This window comes from Pseudovibrio sp. Ad13 (genome assembly GCF_001623225.1).
Lineage (GTDB): Bacteria > Pseudomonadota > Alphaproteobacteria > Rhizobiales > Stappiaceae > Pseudovibrio.
In genome coordinates, this window is record NZ_LMCC01000034.1 from 1 (window position 1) to 19,159 (window position 19,159).

General features: G+C 51.6%; 21 protein-coding genes. 10 read left to right on the forward strand and 11 right to left on the reverse strand.

All coding sequences use genetic code 11. The features are described from left to right. Together PsAD13_RS25405 and PsAD13_RS25410 are read left to right on the forward strand one after the other, a co-directional pair. Positions 1–309: type III secretion system chaperone (locus PsAD13_RS25405; protein ID WP_193777105.1), on the forward strand; the 309-nt coding region annotated here is incomplete at its 5' end. A gap of 101 nt (positions 310–410) precedes the next feature. Further along, entirely contained in the window at positions 411–1,166 is a 756-nt protein-coding gene (locus PsAD13_RS25410; RefSeq protein ID WP_063319867.1) for an SDR family oxidoreductase, read from the forward strand. Between the two features lie 36 nt (positions 1,167–1,202). Here PsAD13_RS25410 and PsAD13_RS25415 read toward each other — a convergent pair whose 3' ends face one another. Next, positions 1,203–1,685, reverse strand: a complete 483-nt coding sequence (locus PsAD13_RS25415; RefSeq protein WP_063319868.1) for a hypothetical protein — start codon at positions 1,683–1,685, stop codon at positions 1,203–1,205. 108 nt (positions 1,686–1,793) lie between these two features. Then, the gene (locus PsAD13_RS25420; protein ID WP_063319869.1) at positions 1,794–2,621 is read right to left on the reverse strand and encodes a cysteine hydrolase; all 828 of its coding nucleotides are present in this window, start codon (positions 2,619–2,621) and stop codon (positions 1,794–1,796) included. 125 nt (positions 2,622–2,746) lie between these two features. Here PsAD13_RS25420 and PsAD13_RS25425 point away from each other — a divergent pair, with 125 nt between their 5' ends. Next, positions 2,747–3,655, forward strand: a complete 909-nt coding sequence (locus tag PsAD13_RS25425) for an AraC family transcriptional regulator (RefSeq protein ID WP_153040971.1) — start codon at positions 2,747–2,749, stop codon at positions 3,653–3,655. Here the strand turns inward: PsAD13_RS25425 and PsAD13_RS25430 are convergent. The 3 genes from PsAD13_RS25430 to yghU all read right to left on the reverse strand — a co-directional run bounded on the left by PsAD13_RS25430 (position 3,652) and on the right by yghU (position 7,572). Further along, positions 3,652–4,518 carry a YjjW family glycine radical enzyme activase gene (locus PsAD13_RS25430; RefSeq protein WP_063319871.1) on the reverse strand — a complete coding sequence of 289 codons (867 nt, stop codon included), beginning with the start codon at positions 4,516–4,518 and terminating at the stop codon, positions 3,652–3,654. The two genes, PsAD13_RS25425 and PsAD13_RS25430, sit on opposite strands and share 4 nt — an antisense overlap. Then, entirely contained in the window at positions 4,490–6,025 is a 1,536-nt protein-coding gene (locus PsAD13_RS25435) for a YjjI family glycine radical enzyme (RefSeq protein ID WP_063319872.1), read from the reverse strand. The genes PsAD13_RS25430 and PsAD13_RS25435 overlap by 29 nt, the downstream gene beginning before the upstream one ends. A 680-nt stretch (positions 6,026–6,705) precedes the next feature. After that, positions 6,706–7,572 carry a glutathione-dependent disulfide-bond oxidoreductase gene (gene yghU, locus PsAD13_RS25445; protein ID WP_063319874.1) on the reverse strand — a complete coding sequence of 289 codons (867 nt, stop codon included), beginning with the start codon at positions 7,570–7,572 and terminating at the stop codon, positions 6,706–6,708. A 269-nt stretch (positions 7,573–7,841) separates the two neighbouring features. On the opposite strand from yghU, the gene PsAD13_RS25450 reads away from it, so the two are divergent. From PsAD13_RS25450 to PsAD13_RS25465, 4 genes are all read left to right on the forward strand, one after another. After that, positions 7,842–8,345 (forward strand): GNAT family N-acetyltransferase, encoded by a 504-nt coding sequence (locus PsAD13_RS25450; protein ID WP_084404828.1) that lies wholly within the window; start codon positions 7,842–7,844, stop codon positions 8,343–8,345. A gap of 105 nt (positions 8,346–8,450) precedes the next feature. Beyond that, complete coding sequence (locus PsAD13_RS25455) at positions 8,451–8,882, forward strand: carboxymuconolactone decarboxylase family protein (RefSeq protein WP_063310473.1); 432 nt, start codon at positions 8,451–8,453, stop codon at positions 8,880–8,882. Then, on the forward strand, positions 8,882–9,757 hold the full coding sequence (gene sigJ, locus PsAD13_RS25460; RefSeq protein WP_063319876.1) for an RNA polymerase sigma factor SigJ: 876 nt from the start codon (positions 8,882–8,884) through the stop codon (positions 9,755–9,757). The genes PsAD13_RS25455 and sigJ overlap by 1 nt, the downstream gene beginning before the upstream one ends. Positions 9,758–9,841: 84 nt before the next feature. Beyond that, positions 9,842–10,456, forward strand: coding sequence for a LysE family translocator (locus PsAD13_RS25465; RefSeq protein ID WP_063319877.1), 615 nt, complete (start codon positions 9,842–9,844; stop codon positions 10,454–10,456). A gap of 2 nt (positions 10,457–10,458) precedes the next feature. Here PsAD13_RS25465 and PsAD13_RS25470 read toward each other — a convergent pair whose 3' ends face one another. Then, positions 10,459–11,199 carry a class I SAM-dependent methyltransferase gene (locus tag PsAD13_RS25470; protein ID WP_063319878.1) on the reverse strand — a complete coding sequence of 247 codons (741 nt, stop codon included), beginning with the start codon at positions 11,197–11,199 and terminating at the stop codon, positions 10,459–10,461. A gap of 203 nt (positions 11,200–11,402) precedes the next feature. Here PsAD13_RS25470 and PsAD13_RS25475 point away from each other — a divergent pair, with 203 nt between their 5' ends. After that, positions 11,403–12,911: a malonyl-CoA synthase gene (locus tag PsAD13_RS25475; RefSeq protein WP_063319879.1), complete on the forward strand. Its 1,509-nt coding sequence runs from the start codon at positions 11,403–11,405 to the stop codon at positions 12,909–12,911. A 123-nt stretch (positions 12,912–13,034) separates the two neighbouring features. Here PsAD13_RS25475 and PsAD13_RS25480 read toward each other — a convergent pair whose 3' ends face one another. The 4 genes from PsAD13_RS25480 to PsAD13_RS25495 form a co-directional block, all read right to left on the reverse strand. After that, on the reverse strand, positions 13,035–13,409 hold the full coding sequence (locus tag PsAD13_RS25480; RefSeq protein ID WP_063319880.1) for a hypothetical protein: 375 nt from the start codon (positions 13,407–13,409) through the stop codon (positions 13,035–13,037). A gap of 168 nt (positions 13,410–13,577) precedes the next feature. Continuing rightward, positions 13,578–13,910: a DUF962 domain-containing protein gene (locus PsAD13_RS25485; RefSeq protein ID WP_063319881.1), complete on the reverse strand. Its 333-nt coding sequence runs from the start codon at positions 13,908–13,910 to the stop codon at positions 13,578–13,580. A gap of 4 nt (positions 13,911–13,914) precedes the next feature. Further along, entirely contained in the window at positions 13,915–14,820 is a 906-nt protein-coding gene (locus PsAD13_RS25490; protein WP_063319882.1) for a phytanoyl-CoA dioxygenase family protein, read from the reverse strand. Then, positions 14,817–15,179, reverse strand: a complete 363-nt coding sequence (locus tag PsAD13_RS25495) for a hypothetical protein (RefSeq protein ID WP_063319883.1) — start codon at positions 15,177–15,179, stop codon at positions 14,817–14,819. Before PsAD13_RS25495 ends, PsAD13_RS25490 begins: the two co-directional genes overlap by 4 nt. Before the next feature lie 169 nt (positions 15,180–15,348). Here PsAD13_RS25495 and PsAD13_RS25500 point away from each other — a divergent pair, with 169 nt between their 5' ends. Continuing rightward, positions 15,349–15,942 carry a TetR/AcrR family transcriptional regulator gene (locus tag PsAD13_RS25500; RefSeq protein WP_057460857.1) on the forward strand — a complete coding sequence of 198 codons (594 nt, stop codon included), beginning with the start codon at positions 15,349–15,351 and terminating at the stop codon, positions 15,940–15,942. A 16-nt stretch (positions 15,943–15,958) separates the two neighbouring features. On the opposite strand, the gene PsAD13_RS25505 is transcribed toward PsAD13_RS25500, so the two are convergent. Next, entirely contained in the window at positions 15,959–17,590 is a 1,632-nt protein-coding gene (locus tag PsAD13_RS25505) for a hypothetical protein (RefSeq protein WP_063319884.1), read from the reverse strand. Between the two features lie 345 nt (positions 17,591–17,935). Between PsAD13_RS25505 and PsAD13_RS25510 the strand changes: the two genes are divergently transcribed. Continuing rightward, complete coding sequence (locus PsAD13_RS25510; RefSeq protein WP_063319885.1) at positions 17,936–19,153, forward strand: MBL fold metallo-hydrolase; 1,218 nt, start codon at positions 17,936–17,938, stop codon at positions 19,151–19,153. Positions 19,154–19,159 lie beyond the last annotated feature (6 nt).

Consider the following 19,159-nt stretch of genomic DNA (forward strand, 5'->3'; position numbering starts at 1 on the left):
AGCCTGAACAACGTCCCCAAGTCCCTCTACCTGCACCTTCTGGAAGCCAACTATAACGGTATGGGCACGGGACACGCTGCGCTTTCAATCAACCAGCGCAGCTCTGAGGTGCTTTTGACCCAGGCCATTCAGGTCGACAATCTGTCAGTCGAAGAGTTTGCAGAAACCGTCAAACTGTTCGTGAAGTACACCAGTTTCTGGGTTCATGAACTGGTGGAGCTGGCAAAGTTCCCCTCTGATGAACCTGTTCCTGTGCAGGATATGCCAGTCGATAGCTTAAACTCTCAAATGCAGTATCTGATGCCTTAAGCGATGAAGGCGAGTTCTCAAAGATCTGGGACCTCGCAAATCGGGTGGGTTTTGTCCGCGCAGACGCCAATAGTGCCTCTAGTCAACCACTGGAGGAAAACATGGAGTTACACGGACAAACGATCATCATCACGGGTGCAAGCAGCGGAATTGGCGCGGCAGCAGCCGAGTTGTTCGTTGATGAAGGAGCCAACGTGGTGCTTGGGGCCAGACGTGAAGCAGAGCTGGCAGTACTGGCAGACAAAATCACGGAACAAGGCGGTTCAGCCACTTATCTTGCAGGAGATGTGACTGATGAGGCCTATGCCTCCGCATTGGTGGAATATGCGCTCAACACCTATGGTGTGCTGCATGGGGCCTTCAACAATGCTGGCACTGTGGGGAACATGGAGCCGGTCCCAGAGATGGACAGCGCGAACTGGGAAAATGTTCTGCAAACCAACCTCACCAGCGCATTTTATGCGGCCAAAACACAGATTCCGGCTTTGAAGAAACGTACAAAGGGGGCGATTGTGTTCACATCCTCCTTTGTGGGGCACTGCAACAGCGGCATGCCAGGTATGGGGGCTTATGCTGCAAGCAAGGCGGGTTTGGTTGGGTTGGTGAAATCGCTGGCTGCAGACCATGGACCAGATGGCATCCGCATCAACGCGCTGCTCCCCGGCGGTACCAAAACAGCAATGGCAGGGGATGATCCGGAGGGACATGCCTTCATCTCTGGCTTGCATCCGCTCAAACGCATGGCAAGCCCGAAGGAGATTGCCCAAGCAGCGCTGTTTCTGCTCTCGGATCGGTCTAGTTTCGTGACGGGAAGCGCAATGACTGCCGATGGTGGTGTTTCAATCCGGCTGGTTTAAAGCCATATAAAACAGAGGGAGGTGCGGGCTCCCTTCTTACCTGCTTGTCAGCAGTTGATGACCTTCCAACTTCAACCCGGCATCAGCAATGCGTTTGTTCCACGCCTTGCGCGTTCCAATGCCTGCGGGCTTTGCAAACAGACCTGCATCTTCGGCGGCCTTCGTTAAAGCAGCATACATTGAGATGTTGGGGTCGTCTTCCGGCAGGAGCAGTTCTTTGCGATGCAGGATTGGCGGGTTCTCACGCTTAGAGTAGTCGATGGCCTTGCTTGTCTGGGTTGCAAGATCAAACGTGATGGAGTGGAGCAAAGCCGGGAAGCCGGAGGTCTCAAAGTCCTCGTAATGCAGCAGCGAGACTTTGCCCTTGCTGATTTTGCACAGGTTCCAAGGGGTGTCCGGATGCTGTGCCACGACCTGAGCCAGTCGTTCAGCCTCCTCCGCAGGGAGCAATTCAACGCCAGAGCGATGCAGGTAGAGCCAACCACCCACACGGCGGCCAATTTTCGTCTTTTGAGCCATAGCTCTTCTCTAACCGAAACTGGTTGCACATGCAGTTCAAATTGAGGTGTTAGCGAAACGGAGATAAAGAACGCACCACCTTAAGGAATAAGGCGGTGCGCTAGGTGGTTAAGCCTGAAGCAGCTTAACAGCTTCGTCTGTTGTCCAGACCGCGTTTGCGATGAAGCGGAAATTGGTCAGAGCGGCAAGATAACCATCACCATCCGGAATAATAGCAGCAGCTGTGCCATCGCTCACCACAGCAACCTCAAAGCCTTGCTCGATCAACTCGCGCATGTGGCTCTCGGTGCAAAGGTTAGCAGACATACCTGCCAGAATAACCTGATCAACACCCTGCTTGCGCAGCTGAAGAGACAGGTCATTGGTGTCGTTGCCGTAGACCTTGTGCGGAGACGTGACGATGGTTTTGCCGTCGTTGATGTATGGCTTGTAAACGTCCAACCAGTCTGCTCCGGACCCTTCAAAGCCATCCACGTTGAGTGCGCCTTTGCGGTCAAACATACCGATGTTGTGCATCAGCTTTTCCAGCGCGCCTTCAAACTTCCAGCCGTGGTCGGTTGGGTAGTAGTAGTGAGGAGAAACGGCCACGGTGATGTCTGCTGCTTTTGCGGCTTTGAACAGGCGCTCGATGTTGTTGACTGTGTTGTTGCGAGTCACACTCTCGCCCACAACACCCCAGGTCACACCATCAGGAGACAGGAAGTCATTCTGAGGGTCGGTCACCACAAGCGCAGCGCGGCTCAGGTCCAGCTTCATGTTGCTTGGAGGCAGAACGGACTTTGCTGGTGGGGCATATGGATCTTTCACTTTGTCCTGCGCTTTGGCGTGCGCTGAACCTGCAATCGCCGCACCACCAACAGCTGCTGCAGCTGTCAGACCACCGCGCAGAGCATCGCGGCGGCTGAGTGTTTTCTTGTGATCATGATCATTACACATCGTCTGTTCCTTCTCTTGTTCGGTGAAGAGAAGATGGAATAGGCTATGTGCCTTGTGGTCCAAAATTGGTACCTTTTCGTCCTGATATGTATCATTTCATCGATTGGACGCGTATAGAGATCAGCATGGATATTCATTTTATTCTCGATGAAATGGAGATACAGGCGCATCCGTTTGCTTTGTGTGAGCTGAATGGCGCCTGCGATCTTGATCTGGACAAAGACCCTTTGGCAACGCTACATTATGTACTCGCAGGGGAGGGCGAGCTTGTGCTGCCGGGACGCCCTGCCATTCCGATGAGCAAAGGGTCGTTGATCCTCGTACCTGCGCTCAAAAAGCACGTTTTGCGTAGCTTCGGGCAGGTTCATGATCCAATCCCCAGCTGCAATCCTGACAAACTGAAAATGGCACACCTGATCCATAACAGTGACACACAGGACAAAGGCCAGCTCATCGCGATCTGCTCTCGTATTTCGCTCAGCTTGCGGCAGATGGAGAACCTGATTGATCTGGTGCAGGAACCAATTGTCGAAAATCAGGCTGGCGAAGATGCCTGTGAAGCGCCAATCCGGCGTTTGCTGTTGGAGCTTGCCAGTCCCGCGCCCGGAAGCCTCGCCATGGTGCGTGCACTCCTGATGCAATGCATGATCGAGCTGATGCGCCGCCGCTTCAACGATCAGCGCGGTGGTTTGGAATGGATGGCCGCGCTGCGCGATCCACGTATGTGGCCCGTGCTTCGACATATCCTTGACACTCCGGGCGAACCGCACTCCGTCGAGAGCCTCGCCTCCCTCGCTGGCATGAGCCGCAGCGGCTTCGCCAAACGCTTTCAGGAAGCATACGGCAGTGGCCCGATGGAACTTCTGCGAGATGTGCGCATGCGCCGTGCTGCCACTATGCTGCTAGAAACAGACCACCCAATTGAGCGCGTCTCCTACCTCATCGGCTTCCGCAGCCGCAGCGCCTTCTCCCGAGCCTTCGAAGCCGCTATCGGCGTTTCACCGCAGAAGTTCCGTATGGAGCGGAAGAGCTAAATATAAACCGCTGGCACCACCACGTTTGTCAGCCCTGCTGACCTCAACTCTGCCGCGATGCGTTCCACGTCTGGTTCTTTCATAGTGGGCCAGGTGAGGGCGTCGCCTTTGACGCCGTGGTGTTGGAAGGCGTTGAGGCGCAGGGGCGTATCCGTATCCAGTGCACGAACGAAGTTAGCGAGGTCTTCGATTTCTTCATCGCTGTCTGTGCGGCCCGGGATGAGCAGATAGCGCAGTTCATGCAGCTTGGCGGAGTCAAAGAGCAGCTTAGCGGTGGCCAGAACGCGTTCATTGCTGCGTGTGGTGAGCAGGTGGTGCAAGGTGTTGTTGAAGGCTTTGATGTCAAGCATCACGCCATCGGTTACGGGCAGAACGGTCTTCCACGCAGCTTCAGGCAGGTAGCCGTTGCTATCGATGAAACAGGTGAGGTCCTTCAGCTTCTCATCAGTTTTGATGGCCTTGAACAAAGAAATGATGAACTTCAGCTGCGTCGTAGCTTCCCCACCTGAAATTGTAATGCCATTCAGGAACGGTTTGTTCTGGTAAAGCAGCGCCAGAACATCATCAACACTGTACTGAGTCACCTTAGGGTTGGCGTTGATGGGGCAGACGTCCAGACACTTATCGCATTGGTCGCAGATGCTCGCATCGTGCACCACTTTGCCTTGCACGATGGTCAGAGCGCCGGTCGGGCACTCTGGCACGCAGTCGCCGCAATCATTGCACAGCTTCATGGTGTGCGGATTGTGGCAGGTCGGGCAGGCGAAGTTACAGCCTTGCAAAAACAGGACAAGCCGGTTGCCCGGCCCGTCCACGCAAGAGAACTTTAAAACCTTACTGACTGTAGCGAGGGGCAAGTTCATGGCTCATCACCCGCGGTGCGCGCTCAAGTATTTTACCAGTCTCAGCAGCTTCCGCACCCAGCACAGTTGTGTTGATGCGAGACCCACCGCATTCTTTGAACTTCGCAATGTCTGACAAGCGCACCATGTAACCGGTGATGCGCACCAGATCATTGTTGGAGACGTTGGCGGAAAACTCTCGGAAGCCCAGTTGGAACGCACCTTTCACGAGCTGCTCCAGCGCGGCTGGATTGTTCTCGATGGTTTCATCCAGTGTCAGGATCTCCGAGACACCAGATGGATAGAACGCATGGTGCTCTGCCAGTGCCTGAACGTGCGTGACTGGATCGGGTTCACTGCCGTAAGGGATACGAACACCTGGCGTACAGCCATCATCATCGCTGAGGCCTGCTTGTGAATGCAGCATAGCCTTGCCGTGCCAACAGTTTTCCATCGGACGCGCTTCAACAGCCTCATAAAGCACTTTGGAGATGCGGTGACCAAGCTGGTTGGCGGTCTCATCATGTCCGTACTTGCCGGAGCGGCCTTCCTTGGCCTGCAACTCATCCACGCACTGCGCCATGGCAAAGATGCCATACATGGCCGTGAAGCGGTCTCGGCTGATCCAGCCTTCCTTCACGAGGAAGCTTTCAAAAAAGCCGGACTTGTTGAAGAGATGATCAATCCGCGCTTCAGTCAGGCGGAAGTTGAGGTCAATGTATTTCGGCAGAACGTTCTCGAAGAAGTCTGCAGTATCTTTGGATCGCCGCGCCACTTCACGCAGGTTGATGCGGGTGAGTGTGGACGCACCACCGCACAGTGGCAACACGTTGTAGCAGCTGGCAACGCCGTAACCGTAGTCATCAAACAGCGGCTGATGCAGCGGGTTGTTGGCGATGTGCGGTTTGGAGCATTCAATAATGCTTTCGCAAGCCTGAGAGAAGATCGCATCAGAGCTGACATCTGGATCCCAGATGAAGGTCAGGTTTGGCGCGATCTGCTTCAGCTCCGCATCAATGCGCATGATGGTACGGGCAACACGGTTGTCGGTTGGCCCCACATTGGCGTGCATGAAGGCATCCGGCAGCACACGGTCCAGATAGCGCCAGAACAGCTTCAGCTTCTTGTAAAGCTCTTCATCACTGACCTCATCGCAATACGGCAGCAGCAGATTGTCGAGGCGACCAATGAACACCGGCATGTTGGTGACAGACGGCACGTGGTGATAAGCAATCATGAGGGAGTTGATAGCTTCATCCAAGGTGGTTGCTGGTTCCAACTCAAGGAAGGTGCTCCCCTTTTCCAGAACCACAGAATAGTCGGGCATCACATAGCGCGGCTTGAAGGGTGCATGCCCCTCATACATGTCGCAGATGACACGCTCTTCCAGCGCCTTGGCGGTTTCCTCATCAAGCTCAGGGTAGGGCAGAGAGTTTTCTGCCTCCAGCGAGAGATACCGCGCCTTTTGCGCAAAGGAGAGGCCAGGGTCTTCCGTAATGCCCTTAAACCGTTTGAGAAGCTCCGACATGCGTTCGTTCCTTTTTGCTCTTTGGAACAAATCTTAAACCCGGCAGACAGACAACGAATTGAACTACCGCAATTTCCGATTGGAAAAGAAGGGTGGTGCACAGGACTGGATCGAAATACATACCAGTTAAACTCACAAGTCGGGCTCACTCAAAGTAACTATGATTGAACAGATTAGAACCCTTGCAGTCATCAGTTGCCAGCGAGGGGCTTTGTGAAAATGATGACGGCTTTTATTGATGGTGAGTAGGTATGCGATTTAATCGAGTTATCGAAATAGACCTGAGCAACAAATACCATTTGCTAGGGCTGAATAACACGCTCATTCCTTGGCTGTTGGCTTACCTAATCAGGTTTGCGAGGAACTTACTAATTGCGCTTCCAGTTCATGTCGATACCATCTTCATACTGGTTGTTATCTCTCTGCTTGTTCTTATGAATCTGTTTAACTTGTATCTTGCTAGTTCTTTGGAATTTCGGGGAAAATGTGTCGCGGTACTACTCGTGTTTTTGAACGTATCTTCGCTGCTACTGTTGGGGGCGATCTCATTTTTTACGGGGATACCAAACTTGCCATTTCTGATTGGAACGTTGCAAACATTCTTCAGCTAAAGCATGAAAAAAATAAAACCCGGCCTCATCGAAGCCGGGTTTTGCGTTTTTCATTTCTGACTAAGCGATTTACGCTTTTTCAGAGGCTGGCTTTGGGTCCAGGTCGCTTGCGTCGTGGCGTTCTGGGACTTGCTGGTCCTCATCACCCCATGTGCGGTTCACGCGTTTGCCGCGTTTAACGGCAGGGCGTTCAGCGATTTCTTCCGCCCAACGCTTGACGTTTTTGTAATCGTCAACGGAGAGGAATTCGGCTGCGCTGTAGAGCGAACCAAGCACCAGCGCGCCGTACCATGGGAAGATCGCGATGTCTGCGATGGAGTACTCATCACCAGCCATAAAGCGGCGCTCGGCCAGATTGCGGTCCAAAACGTCGAGCTGGCGTTTTGCTTCCATGGCAAAACGGTTGATCGGGTATTCAAACTTCTCTGGCGCATAAGCGTAGAAGTGACCGAAACCACCACCCAGATATGGGGCAGAGCCCATTTGCCAGAACAGCCAGTTCATAGCTTCTGTGCGTGCTGCCGGATCTTTCGGCAGGAAGGCGCCGAACTTTTCTGCCAGATACAGCAGGATAGAACCAGATTCGAATACACGGGTTGGTGTTTCGGTGCTGTGATCCACCAGTGCCGGGATTTTGGAGTTAGGGTTTGCGCCAACAAAACCGCTGGAGAACTGGTCGCCTTCACCAATCTTGATCAACCATGCGTCATAGTCTGCTTCGCTGAAACCTGCGGCCAGAAGCTCTTCCAGCATAATGGTGACTTTCACACCATTTGGCGTTGCCAGCGAGTAAAGCTGCAGCGGATGCTTGCCTACCTGCAGGTCTTTGTCATGGGTTGAACCAGCAATAGGACGGTTGATGTTTGCGAACTGGCCGCCGTTTTCCTGTTCCCACACCCAAACCTTTGGTGGGGTATATTCTTGTTTATCACTCATAAAATTGTGGCTCCATATTGATTATGTGCAAATGGGAACGAGCAGTTTTTCGGGCTGCCTTTTTCATTTCAACAGATGGGTGAATCCTTAACAAAATCAAGTGTGCAATCAAAAGCAAGATCTTGGATGTCACTCCTGAGTGCTTAGTCGATATTGAAAGTTCCCTGTGCGCCAGATTAAAAATTGCTTTTTACAAAGCATCTGCCGGAATAATGTTCGTCAATGACATTACGCTCAGAGATTCCTTTTTTCATTGCTGGACTGATCAAATGACTGTGATACCGACACTTGAAACAGAAAGATTACGCTTAAGGCCGATGACAATTGAAGATTGGCCTGCCTATGAGCAGTTGATGCAATCCGAGCGTTCGCAGTTTATGGGCGGCCCAACACCCAAGCATGTGACCTGGGGTATCTTTAGTCATGATATCGCGCATTGGGTCTTGTTTGGTCACGGTGCTTTGATGATTGACGATAAGACCACGGGCAAAACCGTTGGTCAGGTGGGCCTTAATCACGGGCCGCTTTTTCCAGAGCACGAGTTGGGCTGGTTCCTCTATGAGGGCTTTGAAGGACACGGATATGCATTGGAAGCGGCTCAAACCATGCGTAAATGGGCCTTTGATAAGTTGAGTTTGAAAACGCTCGTCAGTTACATCGACCCTAAAAATGATCGCTCGCGGAAGTTGGCTGAACGGATGGGAGCTGTAATTGATCCTGATGCGCAACATCACGATCCGGTCGATCTTGTCTACCGTCATCCGTCCTCCTGAACTTTTTGAGGTGTAGAGTTTGTTTTTTTCTCATCACCACGTCACATCTGAGAGAGCTGTCTCGTCGACCTTGTGAACGCAACAAAACAATCACTGGAGATAACGATGAACGTTCACACCACCATCAATCACTACGAGAGCGGTGCGCAGATCATGACAGCCCTGCAGGGCGTGGAAGCAACTATTGCTGCAACTGGGTTTGACGAGAAACTGCATCACCTCATTCTGCTGCGGGCTTCCCAGATCAACGGTTGCGGGTTTTGTGTAAAGATGCACACCCGCGATGCCCGCAAAGCTGGTGAAACCAACGAGCGTCTGGATCACCTGATCATCTGGCGCCATTGCGATGACTTTTCGGAAAAAGAGAAGCTGGCATTTGAATGGACCGAAGCACTGACTGAACTCAACAAGGAAGATCAGTTGTCACGTCTTCGCCAGGAGTTGAAAAAGCACTACAGTGATCAGGAAATTTCCACCCTGACGGCGATGGTTGGTATGATCAACCTTTGGAACCGGATTGCGATATCGAACCATTGATGAAGAACTCAGACAAATCACTTCGTGTATTTGAACAGGCCAGACCCATGTTGATGGGGCTGGCTTATCGTTTGCTGGGCACAACGGCCGAGGCTGAAGATGTGGTGCAGGAAACCTATCTCAGCTGGTCAGCTGCTGCGCAAGACGACATTGCCAACCCTGATGCTTGGTTGACGACGGTTTGCACCCGCAAAGCACTCGATCAGCTCAAATCAGCACGCAAAAAACGCGAAAATTACGTTGGTATGTGGTTGCCTGAGCCGCTTCACACCACCACACAGGACACACCGGAAGACAGAGTTGAGCTTTCCGAAAGCCTCACAATGGCATTCCTTTTGGTGATGGAGCGCCTTGCTCCAAAAGAGCGAGCTGCGTTTTTGCTGCACGAGGTGTTTTCCTCCAGTTATGAAGACGTTGCAGATATATTGGAGGTCACTCCAGCCAGTTGCCGCAAGCTGGTCTCAAGGGCAAAGGCCAATATTCAGCAGAAATCGCAACGCTTTGTCGCTCAGCCAGAAAAACAGCAGGCGATGGTGAGTGTATTCCAAAGCGCGCTGGAAACCGGAGAAACAGCTGAACTCTCCAAGCTTCTGGCAGCTGACGTCGCGCTTATTTCCGACGGTGGCGGCAAGGTCAATGCCGTTCCAAAACCACTTGTTGGTCTGGAGCAAGTGCTTGGCTTTATCGAAAAGGCGATCTCCCCAGCCGCGAACAGTGGCAAAGCTTGGGTTGAAGAACTTAACTCTTGCCTGTCTCTCGTCACGGTCGACGGAAGCGGGATCACGACGACTTTCACCTTTGGCTATGATGATAACATGAAAGTCGACGCGATTTATGCGCAGCGAAACCCGGACAAGCTCGCTGCCTTCCATTAGGCACTTGCAGTCCAATCAAAGGCATAGCTTGCAATGTGACAAAGAACCTCCCAAACTATCCTCTGATGTTTGGGAGGGGGACTCATGTCTGTTGAGATGATATTAGCGCTTGTGATTGCGACTACGGCTCTGGTGGCTATTCCAGGCCCCAACGTTGCGCTCATCGCAGCCAATACCATCAGCCATGGCTTCCGCTTTGGAGCAGCTACGGTACTGGGAACAACACTTGGCGTTGCCATCCAGCTCAGCATTGTGGTGCTTGGATTTTCAGCCCTGCTGGCACTCGTTGCCGATGCCTTCCTGTGGGTGAAATGGATTGGTGCGGCCTATCTGATCTATCTCGGCATCAAATCCTGGCGAGAGCGGGCGGATATGTTGGAAAACACTGAAGCCAGTAACATCCCTTTGAGCAAGCTGTTCTGGCAGGGCATGTTGCTTGCTATGATCAACCCGAAAACGCTCGTGTTCAGTGCGGCTTTCCTCCCTCAGTTTGTTGGGGACCAAAGTACGAGTTACGCTCTTGCCCAGTCAGCGCTGATCTACCTTCTCGTTATTCTAGGTGGAGATCTGTGTTGGGCGGCTCTTGCTCGTTCTGCAACACCGTTCTTCAAGAGCATAGGTCATTTGCGACATAAACTCACCGGTACGCTCTTCATTGGTTCTGGTATCGGTCTCGCTCTGGCGCGTTTTGAGCGATAGCTTCAAGCTTTTCTGCCTATGGGAATGATCTCGCGTGAGGTTGCGTGGTAAGGTTCACCTGTCCACTCACCCAGCCATGTTTGAGCACATAAGCCAGCTTCTTCAAGGAGCTGGTCGACTTTGTCTTGTGCCGTATATTTAATCTCAGAAGGTGCGCTGAAAATCTCACCAGTCTCAAGCTGCCTGTAAGCATTGATGAAACTGAGCGTTTGAGTGGTCTCGTCATATTCTGAAATGTTCCAGCTCTCAATTGCACCGAGGGCAGGGTGTTGCGTCCGGCTCAGTGTTTCCTCTTTGCGGCGCGTCTTCTTGCCCGGAAAATTCGGGTTGCGGGTATCAAAGACAAACAGGCCTTTGGGGCTTAGATGCGCTGCGATCATTTTAAGAGCTGCAAGCTGGTCCTCTTCCGTCAGGAAAAACTGAAAGGAATGTCCGGTCAGACAGATCAGGTCAAACGTCTCTCCCAGATCGAATGAACGGGCATCCGCTTGTACCCAGCGAACTTGTTCTCCATTGGGGCGCTTGCGTGCAATTTCCAGCATCGCTTCAGCCGGGTCCAGACCAACCACACGGCGACCCTCAGCCAGCTGAACGGTGAGCTCTCCCGTACCGCACCCCAGGTCGAGGACAGAGCGTGCCTCGCGTGCAAGCACTTTGCAATATGTGTGATCCGCGCGATCTCGTGGTGTCAGCTCATAAAATTGTGCCAGATCGGGATCAGTAAAAATTGTGCGATGAGTCATTTGAAAATTGCTTCCTTGGTCAATTCTTGCAGCATAGAACGTCAGAGCCTTTTGGACAATTCCGTGCTTTGCTCGTTAAAACCGAGGAAGACGTGGCTGTTCAGAGCCTCGGGTTCGCATTAGTCTTGTCTGGATGAATCAGTCCCGGCAGGCTCACATTGAGATGCGGGTGAACGTCTGTTGTAATAGTGAAAGGCAGTCCCATGGCAAACCCGCTTTATGATCGTTTGTTTGGGATCCACGCGTCCAAAACAGAGCCGTTCCTGTTCCTTCAAGATGGCACTACTCTTACTTATGCCCAGTTCTTGGCAACAACCGCACAGTTGGCGCACACGCTGGTCGCAAATGGGTTGAACCCGGGCGATCGTGTTGCTGCACAGGTTAAAAAATCACCGGAGGCTTTGGCGCTTTATGCCGCCTGTGTGCAGGCAGGCCTCATCTTCCTGCCTCTGAATACGGCCTACACCAGTGATGAACTCTCTTACTTTCTCGACAATAGCGGAGCATCTCTTCTTGCCTGTGATGGCGCAAAGGCAGAGTCATTGCAGCCCTTAGCTGATCAGCTAGGTGTCCTCCTCAAAACCTTGAATGGAGACGGTTCCGGGTCTTTGATGGCAGAAGCCAAAACTCACCCAACTGCTTTTGAGACTGTAGAACGAGATCTGCAGGATCTGGCAGCGTTTCTTTACACATCAGGCACAACAGGCCGCTCCAAAGGCGCGATGCTGACACAGGACAATTTGCTGTCCAATGCAGATGTGCTGGTTGATTACTGGCGCTTCACAAAAGACGATGTTCTGCTGCATGCGCTGCCGATCTTTCATACGCATGGTCTGTTTGTAGCAACCAATGTCATCCTTGCGGTTGGTGGCTCCATGATCTTCCTGCCAAAGTTCAATCAGGATGCCATCGTACAGTTTCTGCCGCAGGCCACTTCCATGATGGGGGTGCCAACATTTTACACCCGGCTGTTGGGTGATGAACGTTTTACCAAGGAGCTAACAGAGCATATGCGCCTGTTCACCTCCGGTAGTGCACCGTTGCTAGCTGAAACTCATCGCCAGTTTGAAGAGCGTACAGGACACCGCATTTTGGAACGTTACGGCATGACTGAGACCAACATGAGCACGTCGAACCCGTACGATGGAGAGCGACGCGCAGGCACTGTAGGCTTTCCGCTTCCCGGCGTTGAACTCAAGATCACCAATCCTGAAACGGGTTCTGAATTGCCCCAAGACAGCATCGGCGTCATTGAAGTTCGTGGCCGCAACGTGTTCAAAGGCTACTGGCAGATGCCGGAGAAGACAGCCGCCGAACTACGAGAAGATGGTTTCTTTATCACCGGTGATATGGGGAAGGTAGATACGGATGGTTACGTCCACATTGTTGGACGCAACAAAGACCTCATCATTTCAGGGGGCTTCAATATCTACCCAAAAGAGATTGAACTCCTGTTGGATGAGCAACTGGGTGTTCATGAAAGTGCGGTGATCGGCATCCCCCACGCTGACTTCGGTGAAGCCCCGCTTGGATTAATTGTTGCCGAAAAGGGTGAGACCCCTGACCTCGAGCAGATCATGACCACCGTCAAAAAACACCTCGCCCGCTTCAAACACCCACAAAAACTCCTAATCATCAACGAACTCCCCCGTAACACCATGGGCAAAGTCCAAAAAAACATCCTGCGTGATAAGTATGGTGAAGCTGTGTAATTGGAGCCGTTTCAGAAGCTAAAGCTCAGGCATTAAATGCGATATTAGGTAGGCGTATGGTGATAGCTAAGGAAGGCTTCTGAGTAAGTACCATGGCAATCGTGAAAGGGTTCTGAAACTTGCTTATTTTGCGCGTTCGAAGCTTTGGAAGCCTTTGCAGGCTGGTGGGCTTGGGGCGTTGGGTTGGCTGAGTTCGCTGCAGGTCTTTTTTGTGACTGAGGATACGCAGGCAATCGCCTTTCTTTTCTGGGTGTTCGTTGTCGCCGCACTGGTGAAATCTGCTTTGATCAGCGCACAGGCCTGATTGACGCTGTTGTTGATGGCGGTTGCTGTCGGGGTTTGTTTTGAAGACGCGTTGATGCCCATTTGCTGGAATGCGCAGGTTTTTAGTTTCTCGCACATATTAGCAATGGCAGAGTTAAGATTGGCGTTCATCCCGGCGGAGGTGATGCCGGATGAGGCAATGAGAAGTAAAACTGCCAGGCTGAGGCTTTTCATGGGACACTCAGATTTGTATTGGTCACATAAGCATTGTGAGTTGCTGCCATGACCAATACAAGCACCAAGATCTGTGGGCTTTACCCTCGGTGTTCGAACATCTTTGTGCTTTCTATTGCTCTGAAATTCTGCCCTGCTTGACCGTCCTTGCAAGTCAGTTCGATCACCCTATTTCAGGATAGAAACCTTACCGCGCAGAATATCGAAGAACATCACAAAGTCACCAAGCAGGCTGTAGAATGGAAACTTGAACGTGGCTGGTTTGTTCTTTTCAAAGAAGAAATGCCCAATCCACGCAAAGCCGTAGCCAACGACTGGAACTGCGAGCAGTAAAGCCCAAAGACCGAACGTGATGATGTAAGTGAGAAGTGTAAGCACCAGCGCTGTTCCAATAAAATGCAATCGGCGACTGACGACATTCCCATGTTCCGCCAGATAAAATGGATAGAATTCTTTGAAACTGCCAAATTGCTGGTTATGGCTATTGTTGGCTTCACTCATTGCATTATCCCCCCTTGATTTGCCGGTAGTACGTTAGCATTACTCCGGCTTGACGCGTGATGAACAGTCTTGCGCGTTCTCCCAATCCTGCCCCTTTTTCCGGAAGAAGCATAGACCTGACCAAATTGCGCATGGCGCGGGCGTGTTCGCGATAGCGCTGTGTTGGGTTCAAGTCCTTCGCGCGCTTCTCCATGCTGATGCTCGTATGGTTTTGCCCGCGCACGAGGAGCGCGGATTGGTTATCAACACTCACATTGCTCTTTGCAGCCACATACCTGATTGCAAAGCCAATGCGGCGATCATTGGTGGTGTTTGCATCAGACCCATGCACCAATTTGAAATGATGTAGCGACATTTCACCGGGCTTCAGTTCCATATAGATCTGGTTTTCCGGTTCCAGCTCTTCCTCCGGGATTTCCTGTCCGCGGGTGAGGAGGTTGTCTTTAGCGTAGGTGTTGACTTGCGTGCGGATGGTTTTGTGACTGCCCGGCTCCACCTTCATGACGCCTGATTGAGCCGTGGCTGGACTTAATGCGACCCAAGCGGTGACCACGTCATCGGCATCCACCCCCCAGTAAGCAGCGTCCTGATGCATGGAAACGTAGGATTTGCTGCCTGCTTCCTTGGTGAACAGGTTAGTCATCAGACACAGGATATCCGGGCCGATCAGCTGCTCGACTGCGTCAAGAATAACGGGGTGATGGACAAGTTCATCTGCCCAGTCATACAGAAGGTACGACTTGTTGCACTGTGCTTTGTCCATGGGATGTCCCTGAAGCTTCTCAATAGCTTCAAGTTCGGCACGCATACGGATGGCATCGTCTTTTTCGAGCACTTTGATTGGATACAGGAAGCCATCCTTCTGGTAGGTTCCTGTATCTATTGAGTTGGCGGTATCTATCAGTGTCATGCTGAAACCATCCTTGAAATGAGCGTTGCGAAGGTTGCCACAAGACCGATTGAGGCTGCGCCAAGTAAAACTGAAAGAGCAGGTATGCGTTCGCGTGTTCCCGTTTGTGGGTCGAGCCGTGTAAACAGCATTGCGTAAAGATTGCCAGACATGAATGCCCAGGCACAAAGCATAAGAGCGACACCCACTGTGCTATCAAAAATCAAAGCAGAAAAGATGAGTAAGCCGCATGCAAGATAGTCATCGATAGATAGCGGCCAATATTTATCGGTTTTTATCAAAATGAGTGTTTCGCCGACAATGAGTATAACGGCGAGAACCACTGCATAAATTGGCAGATAAGTTTGAAACTCCCCCAAAGTTCTCCCTCCTGAATATATGGAAACAGCGTTACCGAGTCTTGTTGATGTGTCAAGTTAATTGATTTTGATCAAATCTGGAGTGTTTTTCGGTACATGTTCAAACAAGGCGGCTAGGAGACACTAAAAAAACGGATACAATGGTGGAAATTGGGGGGAGCCAATCGGAATGACCGTGGATGTAGACCGCAGAACAATAAAGCCGGAAGCACTTGAAACACTTCGCAGAACCATTCTCGAGATCTTCTCCTCCGGGATGTATCAGGATGTGGGGATACGGCAGATCTGCCAGCAGGCGCGAGTGAGTCCGCAAACGGTTTACAAGTACTTTGGCAATAAAGAAGAGATGCTCTACGCCTGCATCAAAGGGGATCTCGAAAACCTCTATGCAGAAGCGATGCAAGCAGCGCGTGCTGCTGATAACACGGTCGATAAATGCCTCGTTTTCCTGGATATCTGGTGTGAGTTTTATTTCGCCAATCCAAGCATAGCGCGCATTGTATTTCTGAACATCCCGCAAGCTTATTGGTTAGGGCAAACCCAGTTCACGCACGTCGCATTGCATGATGAAACCACCCGTACAATAGCACATGGCCAAAGCGAAGGTTTAGTCTGGGATGAGACATCTGCCGAATTGTTGGGGCAGGCGATTATGGGTATGGCGCACAGGTTACTGACCCGCTGGCTCATGACGGACAATGCGGACAGCGCGGAAACGAAACAAGCGCTGGCGAAGAGCATCAGAAAGCTGTTGCAGCCTTAAAATACGGAGCAGGGGGCTAGTCCAGTTCAATATCTGAAGCATGGGCTATCAGCCGTTTAAGGCTGTGCATGCCTTCATCGACTGATTTTTGAGCCTGAATCGCTTTGCCGTTTTCAATATGGCTTGCTGCGTTGTTGAAGTGGCTTTTCACGTTCTCCGCTTCTTTTTCATAGGCGTCAAAGCTTTGTTTGGCGTCTTCGTCTGACTGGCTTATGAGCTTAAGGTCTTTGTGGCGATCAAGCCAGGATTTGGCATCGCCTTGCAGCTGAACAAGTTGTCTTTCAACCCACTCAACCTGTTCTTTTGCCTTATGGGTCAGGCTGTAAAGCTGGAAGCGGATTTTCCGGAGTGGCAGAACCTTTTCTTCGGCATCTTCAACCTTGCCAGAAATCAGATCTGATTGGGCTGAAGTAAGCAATGTCTTCAGTGATTTGCATTCAGCTTCATACTGGTGAGCATTCGGCAAGCTGGCTTTGATAAAGGGAAGCCGTTCATAGGCTTGTTCCAATGCACGGCGCAGGTTTTGTATCTTTTTGTGCGTTGGGATTGGTTTGCCTTTTTCGATGGGCTCATCTGTTTGGTCATCTGCCGCAGTCGCATTGCTAAACCATAGCTGTTGCATCTGAAACAAGGCGCCTTCGTTGTCGTGCAAAATGGCTGTCGCACCCTGATAATCACCACGGCCTAAAGCCTGCTGTCCTTTTGGCGTCGCAGCAGCAACCTGCTCAAAAGAAGCTGTAAACTGTGCAAGTACATCGGGAGTGTGTTCCAGTTCTGATGAGCGTTTGTTTAAGGCGGTGGCATCGGCAAGGGTTTTGTCCAACCGCTGTTGCGCATCTTCCCGGTTCCTATCAATCTGCTCCTTGGCGTCATCATAGGCTTTGACGAAGGCTTCTTTCTTGCCTGCAATCTTACCCAACATGAACTTCAGGCCCGGATAGCTGTGATCTGCAATCGCCTTTTGCATGCGCAGGAGTGGCAGATTTGCGATGCGGTGAGCCTTATCGAAGTCAGCCGTATCAACGCCCCATTGCGTTAACTCATCACGGTGCTTGTAAGTGTCTTCAACGGTGTTTTGGTAGGCCTCAACAGCGGGCATTTCCTTGGCAATCATTGCATCCGCGTGCTTGCATCCTTGCTGCAGAACCTTCTTTCCTTCGCCAATATGATACTGAACTTTATCCAGCAATGTTTTGAGCAGGCTTATGGTTCCGGCATCAGGCCGCTGCTGGCCAGAAAAGTTCTTGTTAAACTGTTTGAAGGTGTTGCTGATCTTGTCGACTTGCACCTTGAAGGCTTCGATATGCTCCTTGGTGACCAGCTGCTTACGAGCCTGTGCATCCAGCTTCTGGGCGTTCGTGGCCAGTGTTTGATACCTGTTGGAGAGCTGAGTGATCTCGGCCTTGAACTGTTCTGCCGCTTGCGCTGCCTGCTGCTGATGTGCAGCCGTGCTGTCCTTGGAAACCAGCACGCGTGATCGCCGCGCTGCGGGCCGTCCCGGATTCACTTCATTGGGACGATTGCTGTGTTCGGTAGTATCCGAATGCCTCTCGTCTAGCTGCACCTCATCCACATTCTTTAAATTCAAGTGCTTAAGGACCTGCTCAGTCCATTTTTCCTGCTCGGGGGTGAGGTCTGACTTCGGCATCGAGATGCTCCAATCGAATGCACATATTTTTGGTTCTTGCTTACCTATAAGACCAAAATACTGAGCAATCTTAAGGGAGATGACGTGAATTGCGTCGTTGAGTTAATCGAAGATTGAAGGAGGCAAAATATTTTATAGCAATTTGCAGAGAAGAGAGGTGAGGCGCGCGCTGAGCTTCGGAGTGCCTGAAAATGTGATGGTCGTCACAGAACTGTGGCTCGCGCACATAATTTACAGCTTGCGTCTGGTATGTACACTCACTGGTTCCTAGTTTAAGCAGCGAGAAACGGGCAAGGCGAGCAGGCTAGGTTCTTCAAACTCGCAACTAAGAGATTGCAAAAAAGAATGATTAAGAAGATCGCGGGTGGCGTGCTGGGTGTTGTGGTGATCGGAGTTGGTGCGATTTACGCCAGCGCCTATACGAACATGGGGCAAAAGCCAAATGATGAGCACAAAGCGCAGCTGACGCAATCCAACCAATGGGGCGAGGATAGTTTTGTAAACGAGCTGCCAATGGTGCGCGGCCCGCTAAGTGAGATTTTCCGTCAGTTTGTTCTGGAGCCGACCGACCACAACAGGCCGCAGCAAGACATTCCTGTCGAGACGATTGGTGACCGCCTCAACAAACCACCGGAATCTGGAGCTCGCGTTACATGGTTCGGACATTCCACGCTTTTGGTTGAGATGGATGAAACGCGTATTCTGATCGATCCGGTTTGGAGCAAACGCGCTTCGCCTTTGCCATGGGCAGGCGTTGAGCGCTTCTATGATCCCGTAATTGCATTGGAAGAACTCCCTGAGCTTGATGCCGTTGTGATCTCTCATGACCATTATGACCACCTGGATATGGAAACGGTTCAACGACTGGCTCAACAGCAGGTACAATGGATCGTTCCACTCGGAGTTGGGTCTCATTTGGAATATTGGGGTGTTTCCAAGTCCAGCATTACTGAACTCGACTGGTGGCAATCAATGCAAATTGAGGAGACGACGATTACAGCCACCCCGTCACGACATAGGTCAGGCCGCTCCGTCACCTTTAGTGATGTGAATGCAACTCTTTGGGCTGGTTGGGCCTTTAATGGGCCAGAGCATTCAGTGTACTACTCCGGCGATACTGGCATGCATGACCGTTTTGAGGAGATTGGCGACCGCCTTGGTCCGTTTGATCTGACAGTGATTGAAACGGGGGCTTACAATCCGCTTTGGAAAGACACTCATCTGGGACCAGAGCAGGCCGTTTTGGTGCACAAACTGGTGAAGGGTAAAACAATGCTCCCGGTCCATTGGGGTCTGTTTGATCTATCCTCTCACAATTGGACCGAGCCTGTGGAACGCGTCAAGGTTGCCGCAGAAAAATACGGGGTGGATGTCGCCATACCGCTGCCGGGTGGTTCTGTTGAACCGGGACAGGTTATCTCTACAGAAGCCTGGTGGCCAAAAGTACCTTGGAAAAACGCCGAGGAACGCCCGATCTGGGCAACGCAGGTGGAAGACGCGGTAAAGCGCGCCAAGGAGATGAAGGACACTCCCCCTCATGGCGTTGCAACACCTTCCAGCTAACGAGTG